Raw genomic sequence first — 20,891 nt, 5'->3', positions numbered from 1 at the left:
AGTGGCGCGCATCCACCGGGATCGCGCGTGCCGGAAATCCCACCGACGAGACACTGGAGACTCGAGTGACCACCAAAGCCCGTTCGGCGAAGGCCGCGGCCAAGACCACCAAGCAGGCCCGCCCGGTTGCCATCCTCGGCGGTAACCGCATCCCGTTCGCTCGTTCCGACGGCAAGTACGCCCACGCGTCCAACCAGGACATGTTCACCGCGGCCCTGAACGGCCTGGTCGCCCGCTTCGGCCTGCAGGGCGAGCGCCTGGGCCTGGTCGTCGGCGGCGCGGTCCTCAAGCGCGTCGGCGAGCACGGCATGATCCGCGAGAGCGTGCTCGGCTCCACCCTGTCGCCCTACACCGCGGCCCACGACCTGCAGCTGGCCTGCGGCACCGGCCTGCAGTCCATCGTCACCGTGGCCGACGGCATCGCCCTGGGCCGGATCGAGAACGGCGTCGGCGGCGGCACCGACACCACCTCCGACGCGCCGATCGGCGTGAGCGAGGGCATGCGCGAGTGGATGCTCGACGCCAACCGCGCCAAGAAGAACTCCGACTACGTGAAGCTCGTCGGCCGGCTGCGTCCCTCGATGGTCGGCATCGAGATCCCGCGCAATGCCGAGCCGCGCACCGGCCTGTCCATGGGTGAGCACGCCGCCATCACCGCCAAGGAATTCGGCATCTCCCGCGAGGCGCAGGACGAGCTGGCCTACCTGTCGCACAAGAACATGGCCGCCGCCTACGACCGCGGCTTCATGGACGACCTCGTCACCCCGTTCCTGGGCCTGACCCGCGACGACAACCTGCGCCCGGGCTCCACCATCGAGAAGCTGGCCACCCTGAAGCCGGTCTTCGGCACCAAGCTGGGCGACGCCACCATGACCGCCGGCAACTCCACCCCGCTCACCGACGGCGCGTCCGCGGTGCTGCTGGGCTCCGAGGAGTGGGCGGCCTCGCGCAACCTGTCGCCGCTGGCCTACCTGGTGGACTCCGAGGTCGCCGCGGTGGACTACATCCACGGCCCCGACGGCCTGCTGATGGCCCCCACCTACGCGGTGCCGCGCATGCTGGCCCGCAACGGCCTGACCCTGCAGGACTTCGACTACTACGAGATCCACGAGGCCTTCGCCTCCGTGGTGCTCGCCACCCTGCAGGCGTGGGAGTCGGACCAGTACTGCAAGGAGCGCCTGGGCCTGGACGGCGCGCTCGGCAAGATCGACCGCTCCAAGCTGAACGTGAACGGCTCCTCGCTCGCCGCGGGTCACCCGTTCGCCGCCACCGGCGGCCGCATCATCGCCCAGACCGCCAAGCAGCTGGCCGAGAAGGGTGGCGGCCGCGCGCTGGTCTCCATCTGCGCCGCCGGCGGCCAGGGCGTCGTCGCCATCGTCGAGCGGTAGTTGGCCAGGGGCTACGCCCCTGAAAACCCTTGGAGGATGGGGGCATTGCCCCCAATCCCCTGTTTCTGTGTTCGAGGGCGGTGCCCGGCCGGGACGACGGCCGGGCACCGCCCTCGCCGCTGTCGGGGATCACCGCCACGACCCAATTCGGTGTCAGCGCACCAGATTCAGCGTGCGGCGGGCCAGGTCGGAGATGCGGGTTCTGTCGTAGCCGGCGACGGAGCTGTGGACGGTGTCGTGGAACGGCGCGGTCCAGTGGGCGGGGATGGCGGCGGCCCCGGTGAGGATGCCCGCCACCGAGCCGGCGGTCGCACCGTTGGAGTCGGTATCCCAGCCGCCCTGGACGGTGAGGGTGATGGTGCGGGTGAAATCGCCTTCGCCCCAGAGCAATCCGGCGGCGATGAGGCAGGCGTTGCCGATGGCGTGGACCCAGTTGTAGTGGGAGTGGCGGGTGTGGATGGCGGTCACGGCCCGGTCCCAGGACATGCCGCCGCGGTGGTCGTCGGTGACCTCGGCCAGGGCCAGTGCCAGGCGGGACCGGGCGGGGATGACGGAGTGCGCGACGGCCAGCGCTGCGGCGGGGCCGGGGGCGGTGAAGGCGGCGGCGATCAGCGCACCCGACCACATGGCGGCCCATAAACCATTGCCCACGTGGGAGATCGAGGCGTCGCGGGCCGCCGCGGCGGCCGCGCGGCGGGGTTGTCCGGGGTGGGTGTAGCCGTGGATGTCGGCGCGGATGAGCGCGCCGATCCACTCGCGGTAGGGGTTGCGGTAGGTGGCGGTGTCGGGCGGGGCGAAACCGTCGATGAGGTTGCGGTAGGCGACGCGTTCGGCGGTGTAGGTCTGCAGGAACGGCAGGCGCTCGAGCCAGAGGGCCGCGACGTCATCGGGGGTGAACGACCTCCCGTGCCGCTCCAGCAGATGCAGACCGAGAATCGGGTAGTCGACGTCGTCGTCGCGGGGACAGCCGTCGATACGGCCGAGAGTGGCTGTGTGCCAGGATCTTCGGCCATCGGCCTCGGGGGGCAGCGGGTCGGCGACGGGCACGTAGTCGCGCAGCGGATAGGCCCCGCTCGCCTCCAGATACCCGCGGATACGTGCGGGTGTCCAGACGAAGCCGTTCTCCAGGGGTTTACCCAGCGTGCAGCCGGTGCAGCGGCCGAGCCAGCCGCCATGGATACGGTCCAGCAGCTCCGGCTCGCCCAATACTGGAATCGAATCTTCTTCGATGTCAGCCGGATTCGCATGCCACGGCGCGTCCACCCATTCGGTGTAGGGCCAGTCCGGCAGTCGCGGAGCCCGCTCGACCCGATCCAGCAGCCGCCAGCAGGCCCCCGGAATCGCCTGCGCGGTGTGCGTGAGATCGCATACTTCCTCCGCGAAATCGTCTACCGCGTAACCGGATTCGGTGCGCTGACACCACTCGTAGTACAGCAGAGCGCGCGGATCGGCCTCATGGTGGCCGAAGAAGGCCGACTCTATGGTCACAACACCGCCTGGGTGGCCGCGACCACCTCGGAGAGCAGGGGCAGGGATTCCTCACGCTGTGGCGCGCGCGCCCACCAGCGGCCCTCATGGGTGTGACGGCCGAATCCGGTGGGCAGGATGACATTACTGCGATGCGGGCCGATGTCGACGCTGTTGCGCTCGAGCAGCTCGAGGCATTCGTCGGACGGGTAGCCGTCGAAGACCGCCAGGAAGGTGCGGCGCGACGGCTTGTCGCGCACCAGCACCGGGCCGGCCAGACCCCGACTGACCAGTTCGTCAAGGATCAAGGCCCCCAACGGTTCCGGGGTGTTCAGCGCCGCGATGGTGTCGACCAGCGGTAGGACCACGAAGCCCGGTGTGGTCACATGCACGTGGGGGAGACCGAACAGGGAGCGGTACACACGCGCCCACTCCTGCGGGGTCGTCAGCTCGTCCAACCGCACAATCCACCCCTCGTTCGGGCCCTGCTCCAACGACGGCGATGTCGATCGTCGGCGAAAGCCGACGTTTTCAGTGAAAACCCGTCCCCCGCATCGCACCACCGGTTTGGGTGAATCGTGAGCGAACTGTGGAGAACTTGCGGCGCGACGAAGATTGCCAAGTCCACTGAACGGTCTGTTTCCGGGGTAGCCTCGGGGGTACAGCCAGGCGTTCCTACCAGGAGGTTCGTCATGCCCTGCGATTTGATGCTGATTGCCTACGACGGCTCCGAGAATGCCCGGCGGGCCGTCGAATACGCGGGACGGTTCCTGGCCGCCGACAGAGCCGTGGTGCTGACGGCGTGGGAGCCGATGGTGCGCCAGGCCGCGCGGTTGTCGGGACTGTCCGGGGTGATGCAGCCGGAGTGGATGACCGATGACGAAATAGAGGACATCGCGCTGGTGGACGCCCGGAATATCAATGCCGAAGGCGTGCGGCTGGCCAAGCTGGCGGGCCTGAACGCCGAGGCGCGCACCGCCGAGTGCACCACCACCATCTGGAACGCCATCGTCGAGACCGCCGACGAGCTGAACGTGGACATCATCGTGGCGGGCACCCGCGGGGCCACCGGCATCCGTGCCCTCATGCATTCGAGCGTCGCCGACGCCGTGCTCAAGCACTGCCATCGCCCGGTGCTCATGGTGCCGCCGGGCCGTGAACCCGCCGAAAAGCAGGCCTGACGCCGGGAAACCCCGGACGGCCGGGGTCCACGCGCCGCCGTCCGCAGCGGGGCATTGCGGGAAAGATGCTGGGCCACACCGGAATACCCGTACCTGCCCGCCGGCCCGGTGAGAGATGCGTCGCTCCCCGGTCCGGGCCGTCCGGCCCCGGGGCTATGGTCGAACCATCATGGACGGATTTCTGCTCGCGACGCCGGACGGTGTCGTACGCACCTCTGGCACCCGCGCCGCCTTCGATTCGGCGGCCGCCGCGAGCGCGGCGCTGCGGTCCGGGGCAGCCGAGCTGATCGTGGGCGCGCTGCCGTTCGATCCACGCCGTCCCGCCGCCCTGGTGACACCCGAGCGGGCCGCGCACACCGCCGGACCGTGGCGCCCGGCCGCCCTGCCGGACCTGCCCGAGGTCCGGATCGTCTCCGAAATGCCCAGTGCCGCAGAGCATGTCGCGCGCGTCACGAGACTCGTGGAGCAGCTGGGCGATCCGGAGCAGCCACTGCGCAAGGTGGTGGCGGCCCGGTCGCTGCTGGCCGAGGCACAGGCCCCGCTGGAGCCCGAGGTGATCGCCGCGCACCTGGTGACCCGGCATCCGCGGGCCGCCGTCTACGCCGTCGATCTGTCGGCGGCGGGACGCCCCGGCGACACGCTGCTGGGCGCGACGCCCGAGGTGCTGATCTCCCGGCACGGCCGCGCGGTCACCCTGCACCCACTGGCCGGCACCCTGCCCCGGCTCGCCGATCCGGAGGCGGACGCGGCCCAAGCCCGGGATTTGCTGGCCAGTACCAAGAATCGCGACGAGCACGCCTTCGTCATCGACTGGATCCGCGAACTGCTGACACCCGTCTGCGCCGAGCTGACCATCCCCGACGGGCCCGAACTGCTGTCCACTCCCGAGGTCTGGCACCTGGCCACCCCCATTCGCGGCGTGCTGCGCGATCCGGCCACCACCGCCCTGGACCTCGCGGTCCTGCTGCACCCCACCCCCGCGGTCTGCGGCACCCCGACCGCCCTGGCCCTGGACGCCATCGCCGACCTCGAGGGCGACCGCGGCTTCTACGGCGGCGCGGTCGGCTGGTGCGACGCGGCCGGCGACGGCGACTGGTTCGTCGCCATCCGCTGCGCGGAACTCGCCGCCGACGCCCGCTCCCTGCGCGCCTTCGGCGGCGGCGGCATCGTGGCCGCCTCCGACCCGCACACCGAACTCCACGAAACGACCGCCAAGCTCCGTACCTTCCTCGGCGGCCTGCACTGCACCATCCCCGAATAGCGCTACGCACCGAGCGATGTATCCGTACGCCAGGTCGACAACTGATTTCGCGACGGTCGGGTAACTCCCCGGGGACGTCCAAAATCGGTTCGGCTCCCGACCGGCGGCACGCGTGCCCATCGCCAACGACTCTCAGCCGCGCGCCAAAGTCTCGGGGTGGCGGGGGAGCGCGCCCGAAACCTGCTAGGTTGGCTCCCGTTACGTGCGTCCGATGTTGGGAGTACCGCGATGAAGTTTGCCGTTCCTGGTGCAGCGAGTGCTGTCGGCGGAGCCCTGGTCGGGCTGGCGGCGGTCCTGGTCATCACAATGGCGGCTTCGCAGGACAAGCGGCCCGAGATCGACCGCAGCGGCGAGGCGGGCTCGTCGCTATTGAACAACGTTGAGTACGGCTCACGCTGACCGGACGACCTCCGAACCAGGCCAACCCGAAGACTCACAGTCCGATGTGACCGGTCCGGGCGAGGACCGGTCTCCGACGACACTTCAGGACTCTGCCGGCACGGCCCCGCTGGGCCGCCGCTGGCTGCTCGGCAGTGTCATCGCCGCCTTCCTGCTGACCTTCCTGCAGGTGCCCGGGCAGACCGTCGCCGATACGAAATACGATCTGGCGCAGAATCCGCTGGGCTTTCTCGCCCGCGCCTCCCATCTGTGGAGCAGCCAGGCCCCGATGGGGCAGGTGCAGAACCAGGCCTACGGCTACTTCTTCCCGCACGGCGCGTTCTTCTCGCTCGGGCATCTGCTCGGCCTGCCCGGCTGGGTGACCCAGCGCATCTGGTGGGCGCTGCTGCTGCTCGCGGGATTCTGGGGCATCATCCGGCTCTGCGAGACCCTCGGCATCGGCAGCCGGGGCTCGCGGGTGATCGCGGCGGTCGCGTTCGCGTTCTCGCCGCGCGTGCTCACGACACTCGGCTCGATCTCCTCGGAGACGCTGCCGATGATGCTCGCGCCCTGGGTGCTGCTGGCTCCCGCCGCCCTGAGCGTGGCGATGAAGCGCCCCGCGCGGCGTGGCATGGCGACTCCCGCGGGCAGCGCCCTCGCGCTCGCGCTGATGGGTTCGGTGAACGCGGTGGCCACGGCCGCGGCGTTCCTGCCCGCGGCGCTGTGGTGGTTGTCCTACCGGCCGAATCGAGTGTGGTGGCGCTTCACCCGCGCCTGGATTCCGCTGCTGGTGCTGGGCACCTTCTGGTGGGTGGTGCCACTGCTGTTGCTGGGCAAGGTGAGTCCGCCGTTCCTGGACTACATCGAATCCTCCGGCGTGACGACGCAGTGGGCCTCGCTGGGCGAGGTCCTGCGCGGCACCGACAGCTGGACCCCGTTCGTCTCGCCGGAGCGCATCGCGGGCGCGGTGCTGGTGACCCAGCCCGCGGCGGTGCTGGCCACCGGCCTGCTGGCCGCGGCGGGCATGGCCGGTCTGGCCATGCGGTCCATGCCGAACCGCGGCCGGCTCGCCCTGATCCTGATCGTCGGACTGGTCGGCATCTGCGCGGGTTACGCGGGTGAGCTGGGCGGGCCGTTCGCGGAACAGGTACGCGTCTTCCTGGACTCCGGCGGCGCGCCGCTGCGCAATGTGCACAAGCTGGAACCGCTCATCCGGCTGCCGCTGGTGCTGGGACTCGCCCATCTGCTGAGCCGGGTGCCGCTGCCCGCATCGGTACCGATGCCGGTGTGGCGCAGGGCCTTCGCGCATCCCGAGCGCGACCGCATGGTGGCGGTCGCCGCGCTCATCCTGACGGCGCTGACGCTGTCGACCTCGCTGGCCTGGACCGGCAAGCTCGCCCCGCGCGGCAGCTACGACCGGGTCCCGGCGTACTGGCAGCAGACCGCGGATTGGCTGGCGCACAACGCCTCCGACACCCGGGCGCTGGTGGTGCCGGGCGCGCCGTTCGGCAGCCAGGTGTGGGGTCTGACCCGCGACGAGCCCCTGCAGGCGCTGGCGAGCACCCCGTGGGCGGTGCGGGATTCGGTGCCGCTCAACCCGCCCGGCGCGATCCGCGCCATGGATTCGGTGCAGCGGCTCATTGCCGACGGACGGCCGTCGGCGGGGCTGGCGGCGACGCTGGCCGGGCAGGGCATCGGAATCCTGGTGCTGCGCAACGACCTCGACCCGGAGACCTCGCGCTCCACCCGGCCGATGCTGGCCCACCGCGCGCTCGACGGCTCGCCCGGATTGACGAAGGTCGCCCAGTTCGGGAATCCGATCGGGACCGGCAGGGTGGAGGGCCTGGTCGCGGACGGCGATCTGCGCCCGGAATACCCGGCGATCGAGATCTATCGCGTCGGGTCGACCGTGCCCGGCACCCCCGCCCAGGTGCGCAGCGGCGCCGGCGCGCCGACGTCGTTCCCGGGGGCGTTCACCGTCCCGCTGGACAGCGTCCCGGTGATCCAGGGCGGTCCCGAGGTGGTGGAACGGCTGCGCCGTAATCCCGCGGCGCCCGCCGGGCCGACCGTGCTGGCCGCCGACGCCGCCACCGCCGGACTGCCGGTGGACGGGGTCACCATCACCGACACACCGATGGACCGGGAGACGGACTTCGGGCGCGTCGACAACCACGACTCGGCACTGCGGGCCCCGGGCGACGCCCGCCGCACCCACAATCTGGTGCCGGACTATGCGGTGCCCGGCGCCCAGCTGGTGGCGGGCGAATGGTCCGGCGCGACCATCACCGCCTCCAGTTCCGCCGGTGATGCCACCCAGCTGGGCGGCGCCGCGCCCGGCAGCTCGACCGCGGCCGTGGTGGACGGCGATCCGGCCACCGCGTGGATCAGCAATGGCGCCGAACACGCTGTCGGGCAATGGCTCCGGCTGGATCTGGACAAGCCGATCAGTTCCGCGGTGCTGCGGCTGACCACCAGCGCGGCCGCCATCGGCAGCCCGGTGAAGTGGGTGGAGGCGGAGACCGCCAAGGGCACGGTGGCGGCCCGCATCACCGAACCCGGTACGCCGGTGGCGATCTCGCTGCCGCCGGGCCGCACCGACTGGATCAAGATCACCGCCGTGCATACCGAGGACGGCAGCGCCGGCGGCCAATTCGGGATCAGCGAACTGAGCCTGGACGACTACGCCGACCGCGAGAACCCGGTGACCGTGGACATCCGGCACCGCACGGTACTGCCGCCCGCCCCCGCCGGCGCGCAGGTGCGCGGCTGGGACCTGGGACAGGAATTCCCCGGCCGCACCGCCTGTTTCGACTCCCCCGACCGCGTCCGGTGCAGCAAGGGCCTGGCCCTGGCCGCCGAGGAGCCGGGCCTGTTCGAACGCACCCTGCAGGTGCCGCAGCCGGTCACCGTGTCCCCGGACCTGATCGTGCACACCCGTCCCGGTCCGGCGCTGGAGGCGCTGCTCACCGATCAGGACCGGCCCATCGCCCGCGGTCGCGCCGATGTCGGCGACCCGCGCGGCTCCGCCCTCGCGGCCACCGACGGGGACCCGCGCACCAGCTGGACCGCGCCCGAGACCACCGTCCGCAATCCGGCGGGGCCCAAACCCACACTCACCATCGAACTTCCGGCCCCGACCCTGGTGACCGGCCTGGAGGTGACGCCGGCGCGCGGCGATCTGCCCGCGCACCCCACCTCCGTCTCGGTGAATCTCGGCGACGGCCCGCAGGTACGCACCGTGAATCCGGACTCCGGCGCGACCAGCAGGGTGGACCTGCACCCCTACGTCACCGATCGCATCGAGGTCAGCATCCAGACCTGGGACGGCGTACTCGACCGCACCGCACTGGGTTTCGCGCAGGAGCAGCCGCCCGGCCTGGCCGAGGTGAACGTGCTGGGCCCCGACTACCCCGCCCCCGCCGATCCCGACCGGCTCCTCACCATCGACTGCGCGCACGGGCCCACCATCGCCGCCGCGGGCCGCACCCTGCACACCACGGTGACCGGCACCGCCGCCGAATTGCGTTCCGGCGCACCGCTGCCCGCCACCGTGTGCGCGGCCGACGCGAACAGCGCCAACGATGTGACGAGCGACAGCGGATTCGACTTCCCGTCCGGCCGTGTGGATGTCGCGGTCGCGCCAACCGAACTGTTCACCGTCGACGAACTGCGCCTGGACCGCACCCCGGCGCTCGCCCCGGTGGCCGATCCGAACGGCAGTGCCGGCACGCAGGTGCTGGTGCTGCCGCTGAGCACGAATGTCGGATGGCAGGCCAAGTCCGCGGACGGCGCGACGCTGCACCCCGTGGTGATCAACGGCTGGCAGCAGGCGTGGCTGGTGCCGGCCGGAACCAAGGGCCCGATCACCGTCGCATTCCCCACCGATCGCTGGTACCGCCTGGCCATCTTCGGCGGCCTGCTGTTGCTGATTCCGCTGATCGTGCTGGCGTTCCGGGGTGCGCGCGTCCGCGACGATGGGCCGCCGCCGCGCACCTGGCGCAGTCGCACCGTCGCCGGGCTGGGACTGGCCGCCGGGGCCGGTCTCATCGCCGGACCGGTCGCCCTCGTGCTCACCCTGTTCGGCCTGATGGCCGACCGGCTCCGGCCGCACGTGCTGCCGCGGGCGCTGGTGGCGATCGCGGCCGGCGGTACCGCCATCTCCGCGGCCGCGCTGTCGACCGGGCCCTGGCGTTCGCTGGAGGGCTATGCGGGCGGTTCGCTGTGGGTGCAGTTCCCGGCGCTGGTCGCGGTGATCGCGGTGGGGATCGCGGCGCTGCCGCCACGCCGCTGAATCAGAGTGCCGTCGCGCCGCTGAATCGTGCTGCCGCTCAACCGAAGCGGCGGCGCGTCCACTGCCGGACGGGTTCCTCGACGAGGGCGTAGCTGGCGGCCGCCAACGGCAGCGTGAAGGCCACGGTCAGCAGGTAGACCGCCACGAAATGCCCGCGGAACGGCACGATGCCGAACACCGGGAAGATGATCGACAGCACGGCCAGATGCCAGATGAAGATGCCGTACGACCAGCGTCCGAGCGTCGCGGCGACCCGGCCCTCCAGCACTCGGTGCCGCCGATCGGGCCGCAGCACCAGCGGGGCCAGCAGGCCGAACCCGATGACCGCGCCGAGCGCCATCTTCATGACGTACTGCCACGGCTGCCCGTGCACGAGACCCGCCGGACCCGCCAGATCGGTGGCCGCCAGCAGCATGGCCACGAACGCGAGCGGCCACATCAGCCACTGGTTCCCGGCCACCCGCCGCCAGCGCGGGGCGGGCAGGTCGGCGAGTTCGGCCAGCAGCATTCCCGCCGCGAACCACGGCAGATAGCCCGGCAGCCAGTTGTCGGCATGAATGCCCTCGGGCGTGGGCACCGGCAGGAAGTTCCAGCCCAGGCACAGCAATCCCAGCCCCAGCACCACCGGCACCCGCAGCCGCGCCCGTTGCCCGCGCAACCAGACGAGGCCGAACGTCAGCAGCGGAAGCACAAGGTAGAAGGCGACTTCCACCGAGAGGCTCCACATCTGGGTGAGACCGTCGGTCAGGGTGAAGGGCACGAACACCTGCAGCAGACCGAGATTCGACAGCCACACCCGCAACCCCGCGGTGTGCGCCGCGCTGGGCAGCAGGATCAGCACCACGCCCACGACCACCCAGTAGGCGGGCAGGATGCGGGCCGCGCGATGCAGTAGATACCGTCCGGCGCTCGGCGCGCGGCCCTGTCCCCGGGCCGCGGCGGCGTGCGGGCGCCACAGCAGGAATCCCGACAGCGCGAAGAACACCGCGACCGCCATGTCGAATCGCTCCCACACCCGGCCCAGCACCGGCTGCCCGGTGGCGCCGGTCTGGAAGGCCACGTGCGTGAGCACCACCCCCAGCGCCGCCAGCGCGCGCATGCCCTCGAGTGCCGGAACGAAGCGACCCAGACGGGCCGCGGGCGGCTCGGCCGGGATCGGGTTCGTCTCGGGATTCAGGGTGGTCGTCATCGCGCCCCAGTCTGCCCTGTCGCCGTTCGTCCGAGCGCCCGGCCGCCTCCGCACGACTTCACCGGGCGGCTATTTCGGGGAGTTTTCCTGCCTCGGCCGCACTCTGGGACCGCTCGGACTGTTAGTGTCTGGGCTCACGAGTGCTGCGCGGCGACCGCAGTACTGGAGGAAACACGTGTTCGACGACGAGGAGAACCTGCATGGCACTCAGTGCCGGTACCAGAAGGACGGTGGCCTGCGTACTCGTGGGGCTCGGTGCGATGCTGCTCGTCGCCGCGATCATGGTCCCCACCTATACGGTCAGTCGGCTGGCGAAGACCCCGCTGGACCTGGAGATCACGACCGTCGCGACCAATCCGCAGAACGGCGCTCCCAGTGAGGTGCTGGACTCCAAGTCGCTGACCTCGGGAACGGGCTCGGCGAAGGTGGACCAGAACGTCCCGCTCGTCTCGCAGCGTTTCCTCACCGTCGAAGACCCGTCGGACGCTTCGGAAATGACCATTCAGGCCGGTCAGACCCTGCGCCGCACCGACAAGCAGGGCGACACCGGCCTGCTGACCGCGACCATCGACCGCGTCACCGTGGACCGCAAGACCGGTCAGCCGGTGGAGTCGGTGGACGGCGGCCCCAACGGTGCGATCGGCGTGACGGTCGACAAGAAGGGCGAGAGCGTGATGGACCCGGTGCAGCACACCGGCCTCCAGTACCGCTTCCCGATCGGCACGGACAAGAAGACCTACCCGTACTTCGATCTGAACGTGCGCAAGACCTACGACATCAACTATGTCGAAGAGACCGAGATCAACAATCTGAAGGTCTACCACTTCCAGATGGCCGTGCCGGTCACCGATCTCTCCACCGTCGCCAACTCGCCGACCAACAAGCTGACCCTGCCCGCCGAGAAGTGGGGCGTGGAGGGCGACGGCGACGTCACCATGGCGCGCTTCTACACCAACACCCGCGACCTGTGGGTCGAGCCGCGGACCGGCACCGTCATCAAGGGCCAGGAGCAGATCCACCTGTTCTACGCCCGCAGCGGTGACAAGCCCGAGGTGACCGCCCTGAAGTCGACCCTGGTGTTCGACGAGAACACCATCGAGTCGCAGATCTCGGTGGCCAAGGACAACATCGACAAGCTGTCGCTGTACGGCCGCATCCTGCCGATCATCCTCGGCGTCCTCGCCCTGGTGTTCCTGATCGTCGGCCTGCTGCTCGGCTTCCTCGGCAAGAACGGCGGCAACGGGCGCACCCCGGTCCGCCGCGTCGCCCCGGCCCCGTCCGGCGGTCCCGGCAACTTCGACGCCCCGACCCAGCAGATCGACATGAACAAGAAGCCCTAGCGGCTCCCGGTTCACCGCGGCCCAGCACCTGCGAAGGTGCTGGGCCGCTTCCATTTCCGCCGGATGCGCTGCTGAGCGTCCCGCGGCTCGTCGGTGCCGGCGGCAATGGGGCGGGAGCGAGGCGCAGGGGTGCGCGGCCGGGGTGGTCGAGACGGATGGGAGCATTGCGGGCGTGCCCGTTGTACGTCGTCTGCCCGTGGTCAAGGACCTGACCTTGGTGACGACGGGGGCGATGACCGCGAATGTGGCGGGATACCTGCTGCAGCTGCTCGCCAGCCGATGGCTGGGGGTGTCGGGATACAGCTCGTTCGCGAGCCTGCTGGCGGTGCAGATGCTGTGCGCGGTGCCCGCGCTCGCACTACAGAACGTGGTCGCGCGGGAGGTGGTGCGGGGTACACCGGTGCGCGCCGCGCGAGAGTTGACCGCGCGCTGCGCCGGCCTGGTCGCGGTGGTGGCACTGGTGCTGGTTCCGGTGGTCGGCGCGGTGCTGAAGGTCGGCGTGGCGGCATCGGCGGGTGCGCTGTGTTCCGCGCCGGCCTTGGTGCTGCTCGCGGGCGAGCAGGGAATCCTGCAGGGACGCAGCCGGTTCCGGGAGCTGGCCACCGTACTGGGCGGAGCGGCGATCGTCCGGGTGACGCCCGCCCTGACCGTGCTGGCCTGCGGTTTCGGTTCGGCGCCCGCGCTGTGGGCCGGCGCGGGCGGCGCCACCCTGGCGGCGATCGCGGCCCGCCGGATCGCCGATCGCGCGCTGACCGGCCACGGCCGCGAGGCCGACGCGATGCTGCCGAACGACAGCGACGGCAACACCTCCGGCTCGCCGGCTTGGTCGAGTCCCGCTGTCACCGAGGAAGTTCCGGCCGTGGCCCCGCTCCCGGGAGCAGACTCCGGATCCGCGGCACCGCGCCGGACGGCGGCCTTGGGGCTCGGCGTGGCGGCGGTGTTCCGGGCCGTGCAAGTGCAAGCGGCCTTGACCGCTTTGTCGGCGGCGGATCTGCTGGTGTCGCGAATCATCCTGGACGAGAACGACGCCGGGCGCTACGCCCTGGGGGCCATTGCCGCGAAGATCGCGTTCTGGCTGCCGCAGGCGGTCGGCGTGGTGCTGTATCCGAAGATGGCGCAGCCGCAGCACTCCGTGCGCGCCGTGCGGTCGGCGCTGGCGGTGCTGGTGGGGATCGGGGCCGTCACGGTCCTCGGGGCGGCGGTGGCCGCACCCCTGGCCCCGTTGTTCGCGGGGCGCGATTACGCACCGATCGAGGGACTGCTGTGGCTGTTCGCGCTCGAGGGCGCGCTGCTGGCGGTCCTGCAGGCCGCCCTGCTGTCGGCGATCGCCGCCGACCGGACGGCACCGGCCGCTATCACCTGGGTCGGGCTCGGCGTGGGGATCGCGGTCATGCTGACCTGCGCGCACTCGGTGCTGTCGCTGATAATCATCGCCACGGCGACGGCTGCCCTCACGACGCTGGTGATCACCGGCCTGGCCCTGCGGGGCGCGCGCGACGAGACCGAGAACCCAACGCGGGTCCCCGAACTCGGGCCGAACGGAACGTAGGGTGCCGGTGTGAGTTCGCGGGGTCGGGAGCGGGGTTGGGTCAGGTTGGTACCCGCTGGGTACAGCCTGGCGCTCGCGCTGATCGTGCTGGGGCCACTGCTCGGGTCCGGATACCTGCTGCTGCGGGACGCGGTCAGTACACCGCGGTCGTATCTCACCGATTCCGCGCTGGGGCTCGGCGATGCCGCGCCGCGCGCCGTGCCGCAGGACGCGCTGCTCGCCGTCGGATCGACGGTGGTGGACGGCGGCCTCCTCGTCAAAGCGATGCTGCTGACCGCGCTGTGGCTGGCCGGCTGGGGTGCGGCCTGTCTGGCCCGCGACCTGCTCCGGGTATCGCTGGGCCCACAGCTGGTGGCGGCGACCGTCGCCATCTGGAACCCCTATGTGGCCGAGCGCCTTCTACAGGGCCATTGGAGCCTCCTCACCGGCTATGCGGCGCTGCCCTGGATCGCGCTGCTCGCCACTCGCTCGCGCGCGCGGTCCGCAACCGCCGGACGGGCGCGCGGGCTCGGTACGTGGGCCGGGCTGGCAGGGTGTCTCGCCGCGGCGGGGCTCACGCCGACCGGATCGCTGCTCGCGGGGCTGGTGGCACTACTGCTGGTCGGCAAGCGGAATCTGCCTGTCACGGCGGCACTGTGGATCCTGTCGGCGGCCCCGTGGCTGACAGCGACGGCACTGTCGGGTGCGGGCGCGGAACCCTCGGATCCGGCGGGCATCGCCGCCTTCGCAGCCCGCGCGGAACCGTGGCTCGGCACCTTCGGCAGCCTCGCCGGTCTGGGCGGCATCTGGAACAGCACCGCCGTACCCGGGTCGCGCACAACCTTCTTCGCCCTGGTCGCAACCGTGCTGCTGCTCGCTCTCGTGGCAACCGGCGTACGCGCGGTCCTCGGCGCCGGCACGGACTCCGAATCTCGTTCAGGCGCAGCGGCCCACAACCTGGATCGCACCGACGTGCGGGCGGACGACACGGCCGAACCGGCCAACGTGCCAGATGCGGACATCGAATCTCGTTCGGGCACAGCGGCCCACGACCCGGATCGCACCGACGGACGGCCGGACGACACGGCCGAACCGGGCAGCATGCCAGATGGTGAATCTTCCCGGGATCCGATGCACGACGAGGCACGGGTTGCGCGGCGGCGGATGGTCTGGCTGGCGGTGGCGGCGATCGTCCTGCCCGCGCTGGGGGCGACCGGGTGGGGGTTGTCGGCGGGTGAGTTTCTGGTGACGAGGGTGCCGGGGGCCGGGCTGCTGCGGGATACCCAGAAATTCGTGGCGCTGGCCGTTCCTGCGTATGCCCTGTGCGCGGCCGCCGGTTGCCGGGTGGTGGGGCGCTGGATTTCCACCATGGCCGTGGACGGTGTGAGCGTCGCGTCGCCGCGGGCGCGAACCGGCGGGGCCGCAGTGCTTTTCCTCGCGATCCTGTTCCTCACGCTGCCGGATCTGGCGTGGGGAGTCGGGGGCGCGCTGCGGCCGGTGCATTATCCGGCCGGATGGCAGCGGGTGGCCGACGCGGTCGACGCGCCGGGTGATGTCGCGGTGCTGCCGGGCGGGATGTTCCGGAAGTTCCGGTATTCGGGCAGTGCGCCGGTCCTGGATCCGGCTCCGCGCATGCTGAAGCGAGATGTGCTGCAAACCGGTGAACTTCCCGTGCGCGGCGGCGTGGTGTCCGGCGAGGGCGAGCGGGCCCGGAAGGTGGAGAACCTGTTGTTGCAGGGCGGATCGGCGAACCGGCTGGCCGAGCTGGGGGTCGGCTGGGTGCTGGTCGAGGGCGGTACGCCCGGACCGATGGGTGAATCGAAAACCACACTGGCGCAGTTGAATCCGGTCTACGCCGACCGGGATGTGCAGCTGTACCGGGTACCCGGCGATATCGCCGCCCACGACGCCTCGGCCGCGAACCGCCGCCTGTCGGGCGCCGCGCATCTGCTGTGGGCCGCGCTGCTGGCCAGCGGATTCCTCACCGCCGCAATCCATTCCGCCACGCGGCGGTCAGTCCCGGGGGAAGCCGAGCGCGAATCCCACCCCGATCACGACAATGCTGACTAACGCAATGACGAGAATGATCCACATGCCTCGATGCTATGAACCGTAGGAGAAACGCGCCGCGGCTTTGCCGAATTGCGATGCCCGCGAATCACACTCGCGCGGGCGCGATCAAACCGCTCACCCGCTCGCCGCGCGTCACCGCGGACAGCACCTCGTAGACGCCGTTTCCGGTCTGCTCCCAGGAGAATTCCCGCGCCCGCGCCCGCGCCTTCTCCCCCAGCACCATCCGGGACTCCGGATCGCCGAGCAGTTCGCCCACGGCCTCGACGAGCTGGGCCGGATCGTCGACCAGCAGCCCGGTCACGCCGTCCACAATGGAGTCGGTGAGCCCGCGCGAACTGCGGTACCCCACCGTGGGTACCCCGTGCTGGGCCGCCTCGATGACCGCCAGCCCCCAGCCCTCCTTGCGCGAGGGCAGCACATGCACCCAGGCGCGGCCCAGCAGCCGGTGCTTCTCGTCCTCGTCGACGTGGCCGTGGAAGGTGACCGCGTCGGCGATCCCGAGCTCGTGCGCGTGGGCGCGCAGATTGGGGGCCCACCAGCCGTCGCCGATCACGTCGAGGTGCAGGCCCGGGATCCGCCCGCGCAGCCCGGCCACCACGGCCATGGCGTCCTCGATCTGCTTGTGCGGCACCAGCCGCGAGAGCACCACGATGCTGGGGTGCGCGGTGCGGGTGGCGTCGTCGCCGGGCGGCACCTGCGCGGGAATCGGTTCGGCGCCATTGCGCACCACCGCGATCCGCGTCCCGGCCACCCCGAGCGCGGTCAGCTCCTCGGCCGACGGCAGCGAAACCGTCAGGTACTGATTGCCGCGGTGCACACGCGGCGACAGCCGCGATTCGATCCACCAGCCGATCCGCCCGACCAGCCGCCCGGCCACCGGCCACTGCTCGCGGTGACCGTGATGCACGAGCACCACGGTCGGCGCGGCCGTCGCGGCCCGGGCGAAGAAGGGGATACCGTTCTGGGTATCGATGACCGCGTCGGGCCGCAATCCCTTGAGCGGGCCGATCCCGAACCGGCCCAGCGCGATGGCCGCCAGCGCCCGCGGATACACCGTGAACCGCCCACCGCCCCGGCTGATCTCGATGCCGTCGATCGACTCCCGCCTCGCCGCACCCGGATAGCCCGCGGTCCGCAGCGTGACCTTGACACCGCGCGCGGCCAGCTGTGCCCCGACCTGCTCCAGATACCGCTCACTCCCGCCACCCTGTGGATGCCCGGTGTCGCGCCAGCACAGCAGCAGCACTTCACGCACGGGCGGATCTCCAGGGGGTCAGGGTCGGTCGGGGACAGGCAGACAATGGGCTCCACCATATAGCCCACCCGCCCGTTCCGGGCCAGCAGTGGTCATCCGACCTGCGCGTGCCGCGAATCGATGCCGGGGTGCGAGGTTGCGAGCGGGTGTCCGGGCCGGTGCGCGGCTGTGCGAAACTTGCCGCCGTGCTTCGAGCCGATCAGACCAGACCGCGCCGCCCGCGATTCGCCCGCCGGGCGACGCTGCGCCGGTCGCTACGGCTGCTGAGCAGTTTCCGGTTCGAGCAGACCGATCCGGCCGTGTTCTACGGCGGGGTGGCGGCCGACACCGCCGATCTGGTGTCGGACTTCTACCGGGATCTGACCGGGAAGTCGCTGCGCGGGACGGTCGTGCTGGATGTGGGCGGCGGTCCGGGCTATTTCGCGGAAGAGTTCGGCCGGGCGGGGGCCCGCTATCTGCCGGTGGAGCCGGATCCGTCGGAGATGCACGCGGCCGGTTTGCGGGTCGCGGGCTCGGTGCGCGGGTCGGGGATGGCGCTGCCGTTCCGCGATGACGCGGTGGAGGTCTGCATCTCCTCGAATGTGGCCGAGCACGTGCCGCAGCCGTGGGTGATGGCCGCGGAGATGCTGCGGGTCACCAAACCCGGTGGCCTCATGGTCTTTTCGTACACGGTGTGGCACGGGCCGTTCGGCGGCCACGAGACCGGGCCGTGGCATTACCTGGGCGGGGAGTACGCGGCGCGGCGGTATCGGCGCAAGCACGGGCGGGAGCCCAAGAACCGTTTCGGGCGGTCGCTGTTCGCGGTGCGGGCGGCCGAGGGGGTGCGGTGGGCGCGCGAAACTCCGGACGACATCGGGATTCTCGCGGTGTTCCCGCGCTATCACCCGCGCTGGGCCTGGTGGATGGTGCACGTCCCGGTACTGAGGGAGCTGCTGGTCAGCAACCTGGTGGTGGTGGCGACCAAGCTGCCGCGGTCAGCGTATGGAGAATCCGCGCCGCCAGATCCGGCGTAGGCCGGTGCAGGGTTCGGGTTCGCCCCACGGTGACTCCTGGGTAGCCAACCCGACCGTCTCCATGGCGGTCAGGCCGACCTGACCGGCGAGGGCGTTCACGGTGGCAACCGCTTCGGCCGCCTGTAATGCGGCGGCGGCTTGCTCGGTGGTCAGGGTCCGGCCCGGCAGGAAGGACACCACCCAACCGCCTGCGCCGACGCTTTTCGCCTGATGCGGCGTGAGATCACTGGTCATCAGCGATCTGCCGACCACTTGCACCGCCATGACTCGGACTCCCCTGTGCGGTAACGGTTCATGAATCGAGCGAGCTATCCACGGTAGCTATAAAGCATGCTCGCTGCGGCTTCCGAATGCAATAGTGCGTTCGGTGAAAAGCGAACCAACAGGTCGGAATTCGATATTGCGGACTGCTACCAGTTTGCCACAAGGATGCGGAATGGCTTGCACCCCTGCACAACCAGAGTGGATCAGTCCTTGGGCAACCGAAGTCGCAGAACGGGTTGCCCCTTCCGGACCGTCGGATAGGTCGCCTCCACCACCTCGACGCGCCACCCCGGCGGCAGCACCCGCTGCAACTGACCCGCAGCCCGCTGCATGGGAGTGCTGGCACCCGGTGAGTCGACATCGGACAGCTCACCGAGCAGGAAGTCGTCGAGGCGCACATCGGACATGCGGGGGATCTACCTTTCGAAGAGCTAATAGATAGCAACCGACCGGATTGGTGGAGAAAGGCGTACTGGGCCGAGCATAGGCCACGTCCGGGCAACCCCGAATCCGAATCAGGTTTCGCCGCGCCAGTAACCGGGCGACTTAGAAACCGAGGAGTCCCATTTCAAAGAAGATCCCGGTCAGCGGGACATTTGCCCCACATGCGGGGGACAGCGCCGAGCGCAAAACTGTAACGTGTTCTCATGGAGTACCAGAGTCTGTTCATCGGTGGCCGCTGGACCGCGCCGGCCGGCGCCGACACCCTGCCCGTCGTCTCGCCCGCAACCCTGGAAACCGTCGGCAGCGTGCCCGTCGTCACCCGCGCCGACGTCGACGCCGCGGTCGCCGCGGCCCGCCGGGCCTTCGACAGCGGACCCTGGCCGGCCACCCCGCCGGAGGAGCGCGCCGCCCTGCTGACCCGCGTCGTCGCCCTGCTCGATCAGAAGGCCGGCGACCTGACCGCCGCCCTCTCCGCCGAGATGGGCGCGCCCGCCCTGGCCGCGAGCACCCTCAACTACGTCCCCGCCCGCGCCACCCTCGACTTCTACGCCGGACTCGGAAAGTCCTTCCCCTGGACCGAATCTCGCACCGGCCTGTTCGGCACCACCCGGGTCTCCCGCGAACCGGTCGGCGTGGTCGCCGCCGTGATCGCCTGGAATGTCCCGCTCTTCCTGGCCGTCAACAAGCTCGCGCCCGCCCTGCTGGCCGGCTGCAGCGTCGTCCTCAAGCCCGCGCCGCTCACCCCGCTGGCCGCCAACCTGCTCGCCGACATCTTCGCCGAGGCCGGGCTGCCCGAGGGCGTGCTGTCGGTGCTGCCCGCCGAGGCCGACGCCGCCGAATACCTGGTCTCCCACCCGGGCGTGGACAAGGTCACCTTCACCGGCAGTACCGCGGTCGGCCGCAAGATCGCCGCCATCGCGGGCAGCCAGCTCAAGCGTTGCTCGCTGGAACTGGGCGGCAAGTCCGCCGCGATCCTGTTGCCCGACATGGACATTGCCGACATGCCCAAGCTCGCCTTCGCGGGCCTGATGAACAGCGGTCAGGCCTGCGTGGCCCAGACCCGCATCCTCGCCCCGCGCGGCCGCTACGACGAAATCCTCGACGCCCTCACCGCTTCCGTGGGCCTGTTCCCGGTCGGCCTGCCCGACGACCCCAATGCCCAACTGGGCCCGCTCATCTCGGAGAAGCAGCGCGAGCGCGTCGAGGGCTACATCGCCAAGGGCCAGGACGAGGGCGCGCGCCTGATCCTGGGCGGCGACCGCCCCGCCGACCTCCCCGGCTGGTACGTCCGCCCCACCGTCTTCGCCGACGTCACCAACGCCATGACCATCGCCCGCGAGGAGATCTTCGGCCCGGTCCTCTCGGTCCTCCCCTACGACACCGAGGAGGAGGCCGTCGCCATCGCCAACGACAGCGACTACGGCCTCGCCGGCTCGGTCTGGACCACCGACATCGAACACGGCGCCGCCATCGCGGCCAAGGTCCGCACCGGCACCTACGCCATCAACTGGTACGCCTTCGACCCCTGCGCCCCCTTCGGCGGCTACAAGACCTCCGGCATCGGCCGCGAGAACGGCCCCGAGGGCCTCGACGCCTACTGCGAGCAGAAGTCGCTACTGATGCCCATGGGCTCCTGACCCACCCGCAGAGACGAAAACGGCTCGCCCGCACTGTGAGTGCGGGCGAGCCGTTTCTCGTTATCAGGGATGCGGCGGCAGCGCCTGAATCCCTTCAGGGGTCGTGGGGGGGTGCCCCCCACCCCCCGCCGGGAGGCGCAAACCCTCGTTTAGGCCCCCAAAAACACGCCGAAACGCCTGGG

At 70.7% G+C, this 20,891-nt stretch carries 16 protein-coding genes; 10 read left to right on the top strand and 6 right to left on the bottom strand.

Annotation, left to right across the window (positions count from 1 at the left end):
* Positions 1 to 65: 65 nt before the first annotated feature.
* Complete coding sequence (locus tag ACFXHE_RS40830; protein WP_379390601.1) at positions 66 to 1,388, top strand: acetyl-CoA C-acetyltransferase; 1,323 nt, start codon at positions 66 to 68, stop codon at positions 1,386 to 1,388.
* 153 nt (positions 1,389 to 1,541) lie between these two features.
* Here the strand turns inward: ACFXHE_RS40830 and ACFXHE_RS40825 are convergent, their stop codons facing one another.
* Both ACFXHE_RS40825 and ACFXHE_RS40820 read right to left on the bottom strand, forming a co-directional pair.
* On the bottom strand, positions 1,542 to 2,876 hold the full coding sequence (locus tag ACFXHE_RS40825; RefSeq protein WP_379390599.1) for an ADP-ribosylglycohydrolase family protein: 1,335 nt from the start codon (positions 2,874 to 2,876) through the stop codon (positions 1,542 to 1,544).
* Positions 2,873 to 3,313, bottom strand: coding sequence for a hypothetical protein (locus tag ACFXHE_RS40820; protein ID WP_379390597.1), 441 nt, complete (start codon positions 3,311 to 3,313; stop codon positions 2,873 to 2,875). The genes ACFXHE_RS40825 and ACFXHE_RS40820 overlap by 4 nt, the downstream gene beginning before the upstream one ends.
* Before the next feature lie 234 nt (positions 3,314 to 3,547).
* Here ACFXHE_RS40820 and ACFXHE_RS40815 point away from each other — a divergent pair, with 234 nt between their 5' ends.
* The 4 genes from ACFXHE_RS40815 (at position 3,548) to ACFXHE_RS40800 (ending at position 9,966) form a co-directional block, all read left to right on the top strand.
* Positions 3,548 to 4,036, top strand: coding sequence for a universal stress protein (locus ACFXHE_RS40815; protein ID WP_379390595.1), 489 nt, complete (start codon positions 3,548 to 3,550; stop codon positions 4,034 to 4,036).
* Positions 4,037 to 4,205: 169 nt separating this feature from the next.
* Positions 4,206 to 5,297 carry an isochorismate synthase MenF gene (locus ACFXHE_RS40810; protein ID WP_379390593.1) on the top strand — a complete coding sequence of 364 codons (1,092 nt, stop codon included), beginning with the start codon at positions 4,206 to 4,208 and terminating at the stop codon, positions 5,295 to 5,297.
* A 228-nt stretch (positions 5,298 to 5,525) separates the two neighbouring features.
* Positions 5,526 to 5,696, top strand: coding sequence for a DUF2613 domain-containing protein (locus tag ACFXHE_RS40805; protein WP_354841234.1), 171 nt, complete (start codon positions 5,526 to 5,528; stop codon positions 5,694 to 5,696).
* 46 nt (positions 5,697 to 5,742) lie between these two features.
* Positions 5,743 to 9,966 (top strand): alpha-(1->3)-arabinofuranosyltransferase, encoded by a 4,224-nt coding sequence (locus tag ACFXHE_RS40800; RefSeq protein ID WP_379390591.1) that lies wholly within the window; start codon positions 5,743 to 5,745, stop codon positions 9,964 to 9,966.
* 37 nt (positions 9,967 to 10,003) lie between these two features.
* Here ACFXHE_RS40800 and ACFXHE_RS40795 read toward each other — a convergent pair whose 3' ends face one another.
* On the bottom strand, positions 10,004 to 11,155 hold the full coding sequence (locus ACFXHE_RS40795; protein WP_379390590.1) for an acyltransferase family protein: 1,152 nt from the start codon (positions 11,153 to 11,155) through the stop codon (positions 10,004 to 10,006).
* 200 nt (positions 11,156 to 11,355) lie between these two features.
* On the opposite strand from ACFXHE_RS40795, the gene ACFXHE_RS40790 reads away from it, so the two are divergent.
* The 3 genes from ACFXHE_RS40790 to ACFXHE_RS40780 all read left to right on the top strand — a co-directional run bounded on the left by ACFXHE_RS40790 (position 11,356) and on the right by ACFXHE_RS40780 (position 16,093).
* Positions 11,356 to 12,495: a DUF3068 domain-containing protein gene (locus ACFXHE_RS40790; protein WP_379390588.1), complete on the top strand. Its 1,140-nt coding sequence runs from the start codon at positions 11,356 to 11,358 to the stop codon at positions 12,493 to 12,495.
* A gap of 172 nt (positions 12,496 to 12,667) precedes the next feature.
* Positions 12,668 to 14,044, top strand: a complete 1,377-nt coding sequence (locus ACFXHE_RS40785; RefSeq protein WP_379390586.1) for a polysaccharide biosynthesis protein — start codon at positions 12,668 to 12,670, stop codon at positions 14,042 to 14,044.
* A 9-nt stretch (positions 14,045 to 14,053) separates the two neighbouring features.
* Positions 14,054 to 16,093 carry a hypothetical protein gene (locus tag ACFXHE_RS40780; protein WP_379390584.1) on the top strand — a complete coding sequence of 680 codons (2,040 nt, stop codon included), beginning with the start codon at positions 14,054 to 14,056 and terminating at the stop codon, positions 16,091 to 16,093.
* A gap of 88 nt (positions 16,094 to 16,181) precedes the next feature.
* On the opposite strand, the gene ACFXHE_RS40775 is transcribed toward ACFXHE_RS40780, so the two are convergent.
* A complete protein-coding gene (locus ACFXHE_RS40775; protein ID WP_379390582.1) occupies positions 16,182 to 17,351 on the bottom strand; it encodes a glycosyltransferase family 4 protein in 1,170 nt (389 codons plus the stop codon).
* A gap of 185 nt (positions 17,352 to 17,536) precedes the next feature.
* Here ACFXHE_RS40775 and ACFXHE_RS40770 point away from each other — a divergent pair, with 185 nt between their 5' ends.
* A complete protein-coding gene (locus tag ACFXHE_RS40770) occupies positions 17,537 to 18,364 on the top strand; it encodes a class I SAM-dependent methyltransferase (RefSeq protein WP_379390580.1) in 828 nt (275 codons plus the stop codon).
* On the opposite strand, the gene ACFXHE_RS40765 is transcribed toward ACFXHE_RS40770, so the two are convergent.
* Entirely contained in the window at positions 18,326 to 18,628 is a 303-nt protein-coding gene (locus ACFXHE_RS40765; protein WP_379390578.1) for a hypothetical protein, read from the bottom strand. The genes ACFXHE_RS40770 and ACFXHE_RS40765 overlap by 39 nt on opposite strands.
* Before the next feature lie 203 nt (positions 18,629 to 18,831).
* Complete coding sequence (locus ACFXHE_RS40760; protein ID WP_379390576.1) at positions 18,832 to 19,035, bottom strand: hypothetical protein; 204 nt, start codon at positions 19,033 to 19,035, stop codon at positions 18,832 to 18,834.
* Between the two features lie 240 nt (positions 19,036 to 19,275).
* Here ACFXHE_RS40760 and ACFXHE_RS40755 point away from each other — a divergent pair, with 240 nt between their 5' ends.
* A complete protein-coding gene (locus ACFXHE_RS40755) occupies positions 19,276 to 20,709 on the top strand; it encodes an aldehyde dehydrogenase (protein ID WP_379390574.1) in 1,434 nt (477 codons plus the stop codon).
* Positions 20,710 to 20,891: the final 182 nt, after the last annotated feature.

The sequence above is a fragment of the Nocardia sp. NPDC059229 genome, assembly GCF_042754165.1.
In the GTDB taxonomy this organism is placed as follows: domain Bacteria; phylum Actinomycetota; class Actinomycetes; order Mycobacteriales; family Mycobacteriaceae; genus Nocardia.
The sequence above is the reverse complement of the archived record's forward strand: the minus strand, read 5'-3'. Positions and strand labels throughout refer to the sequence as shown.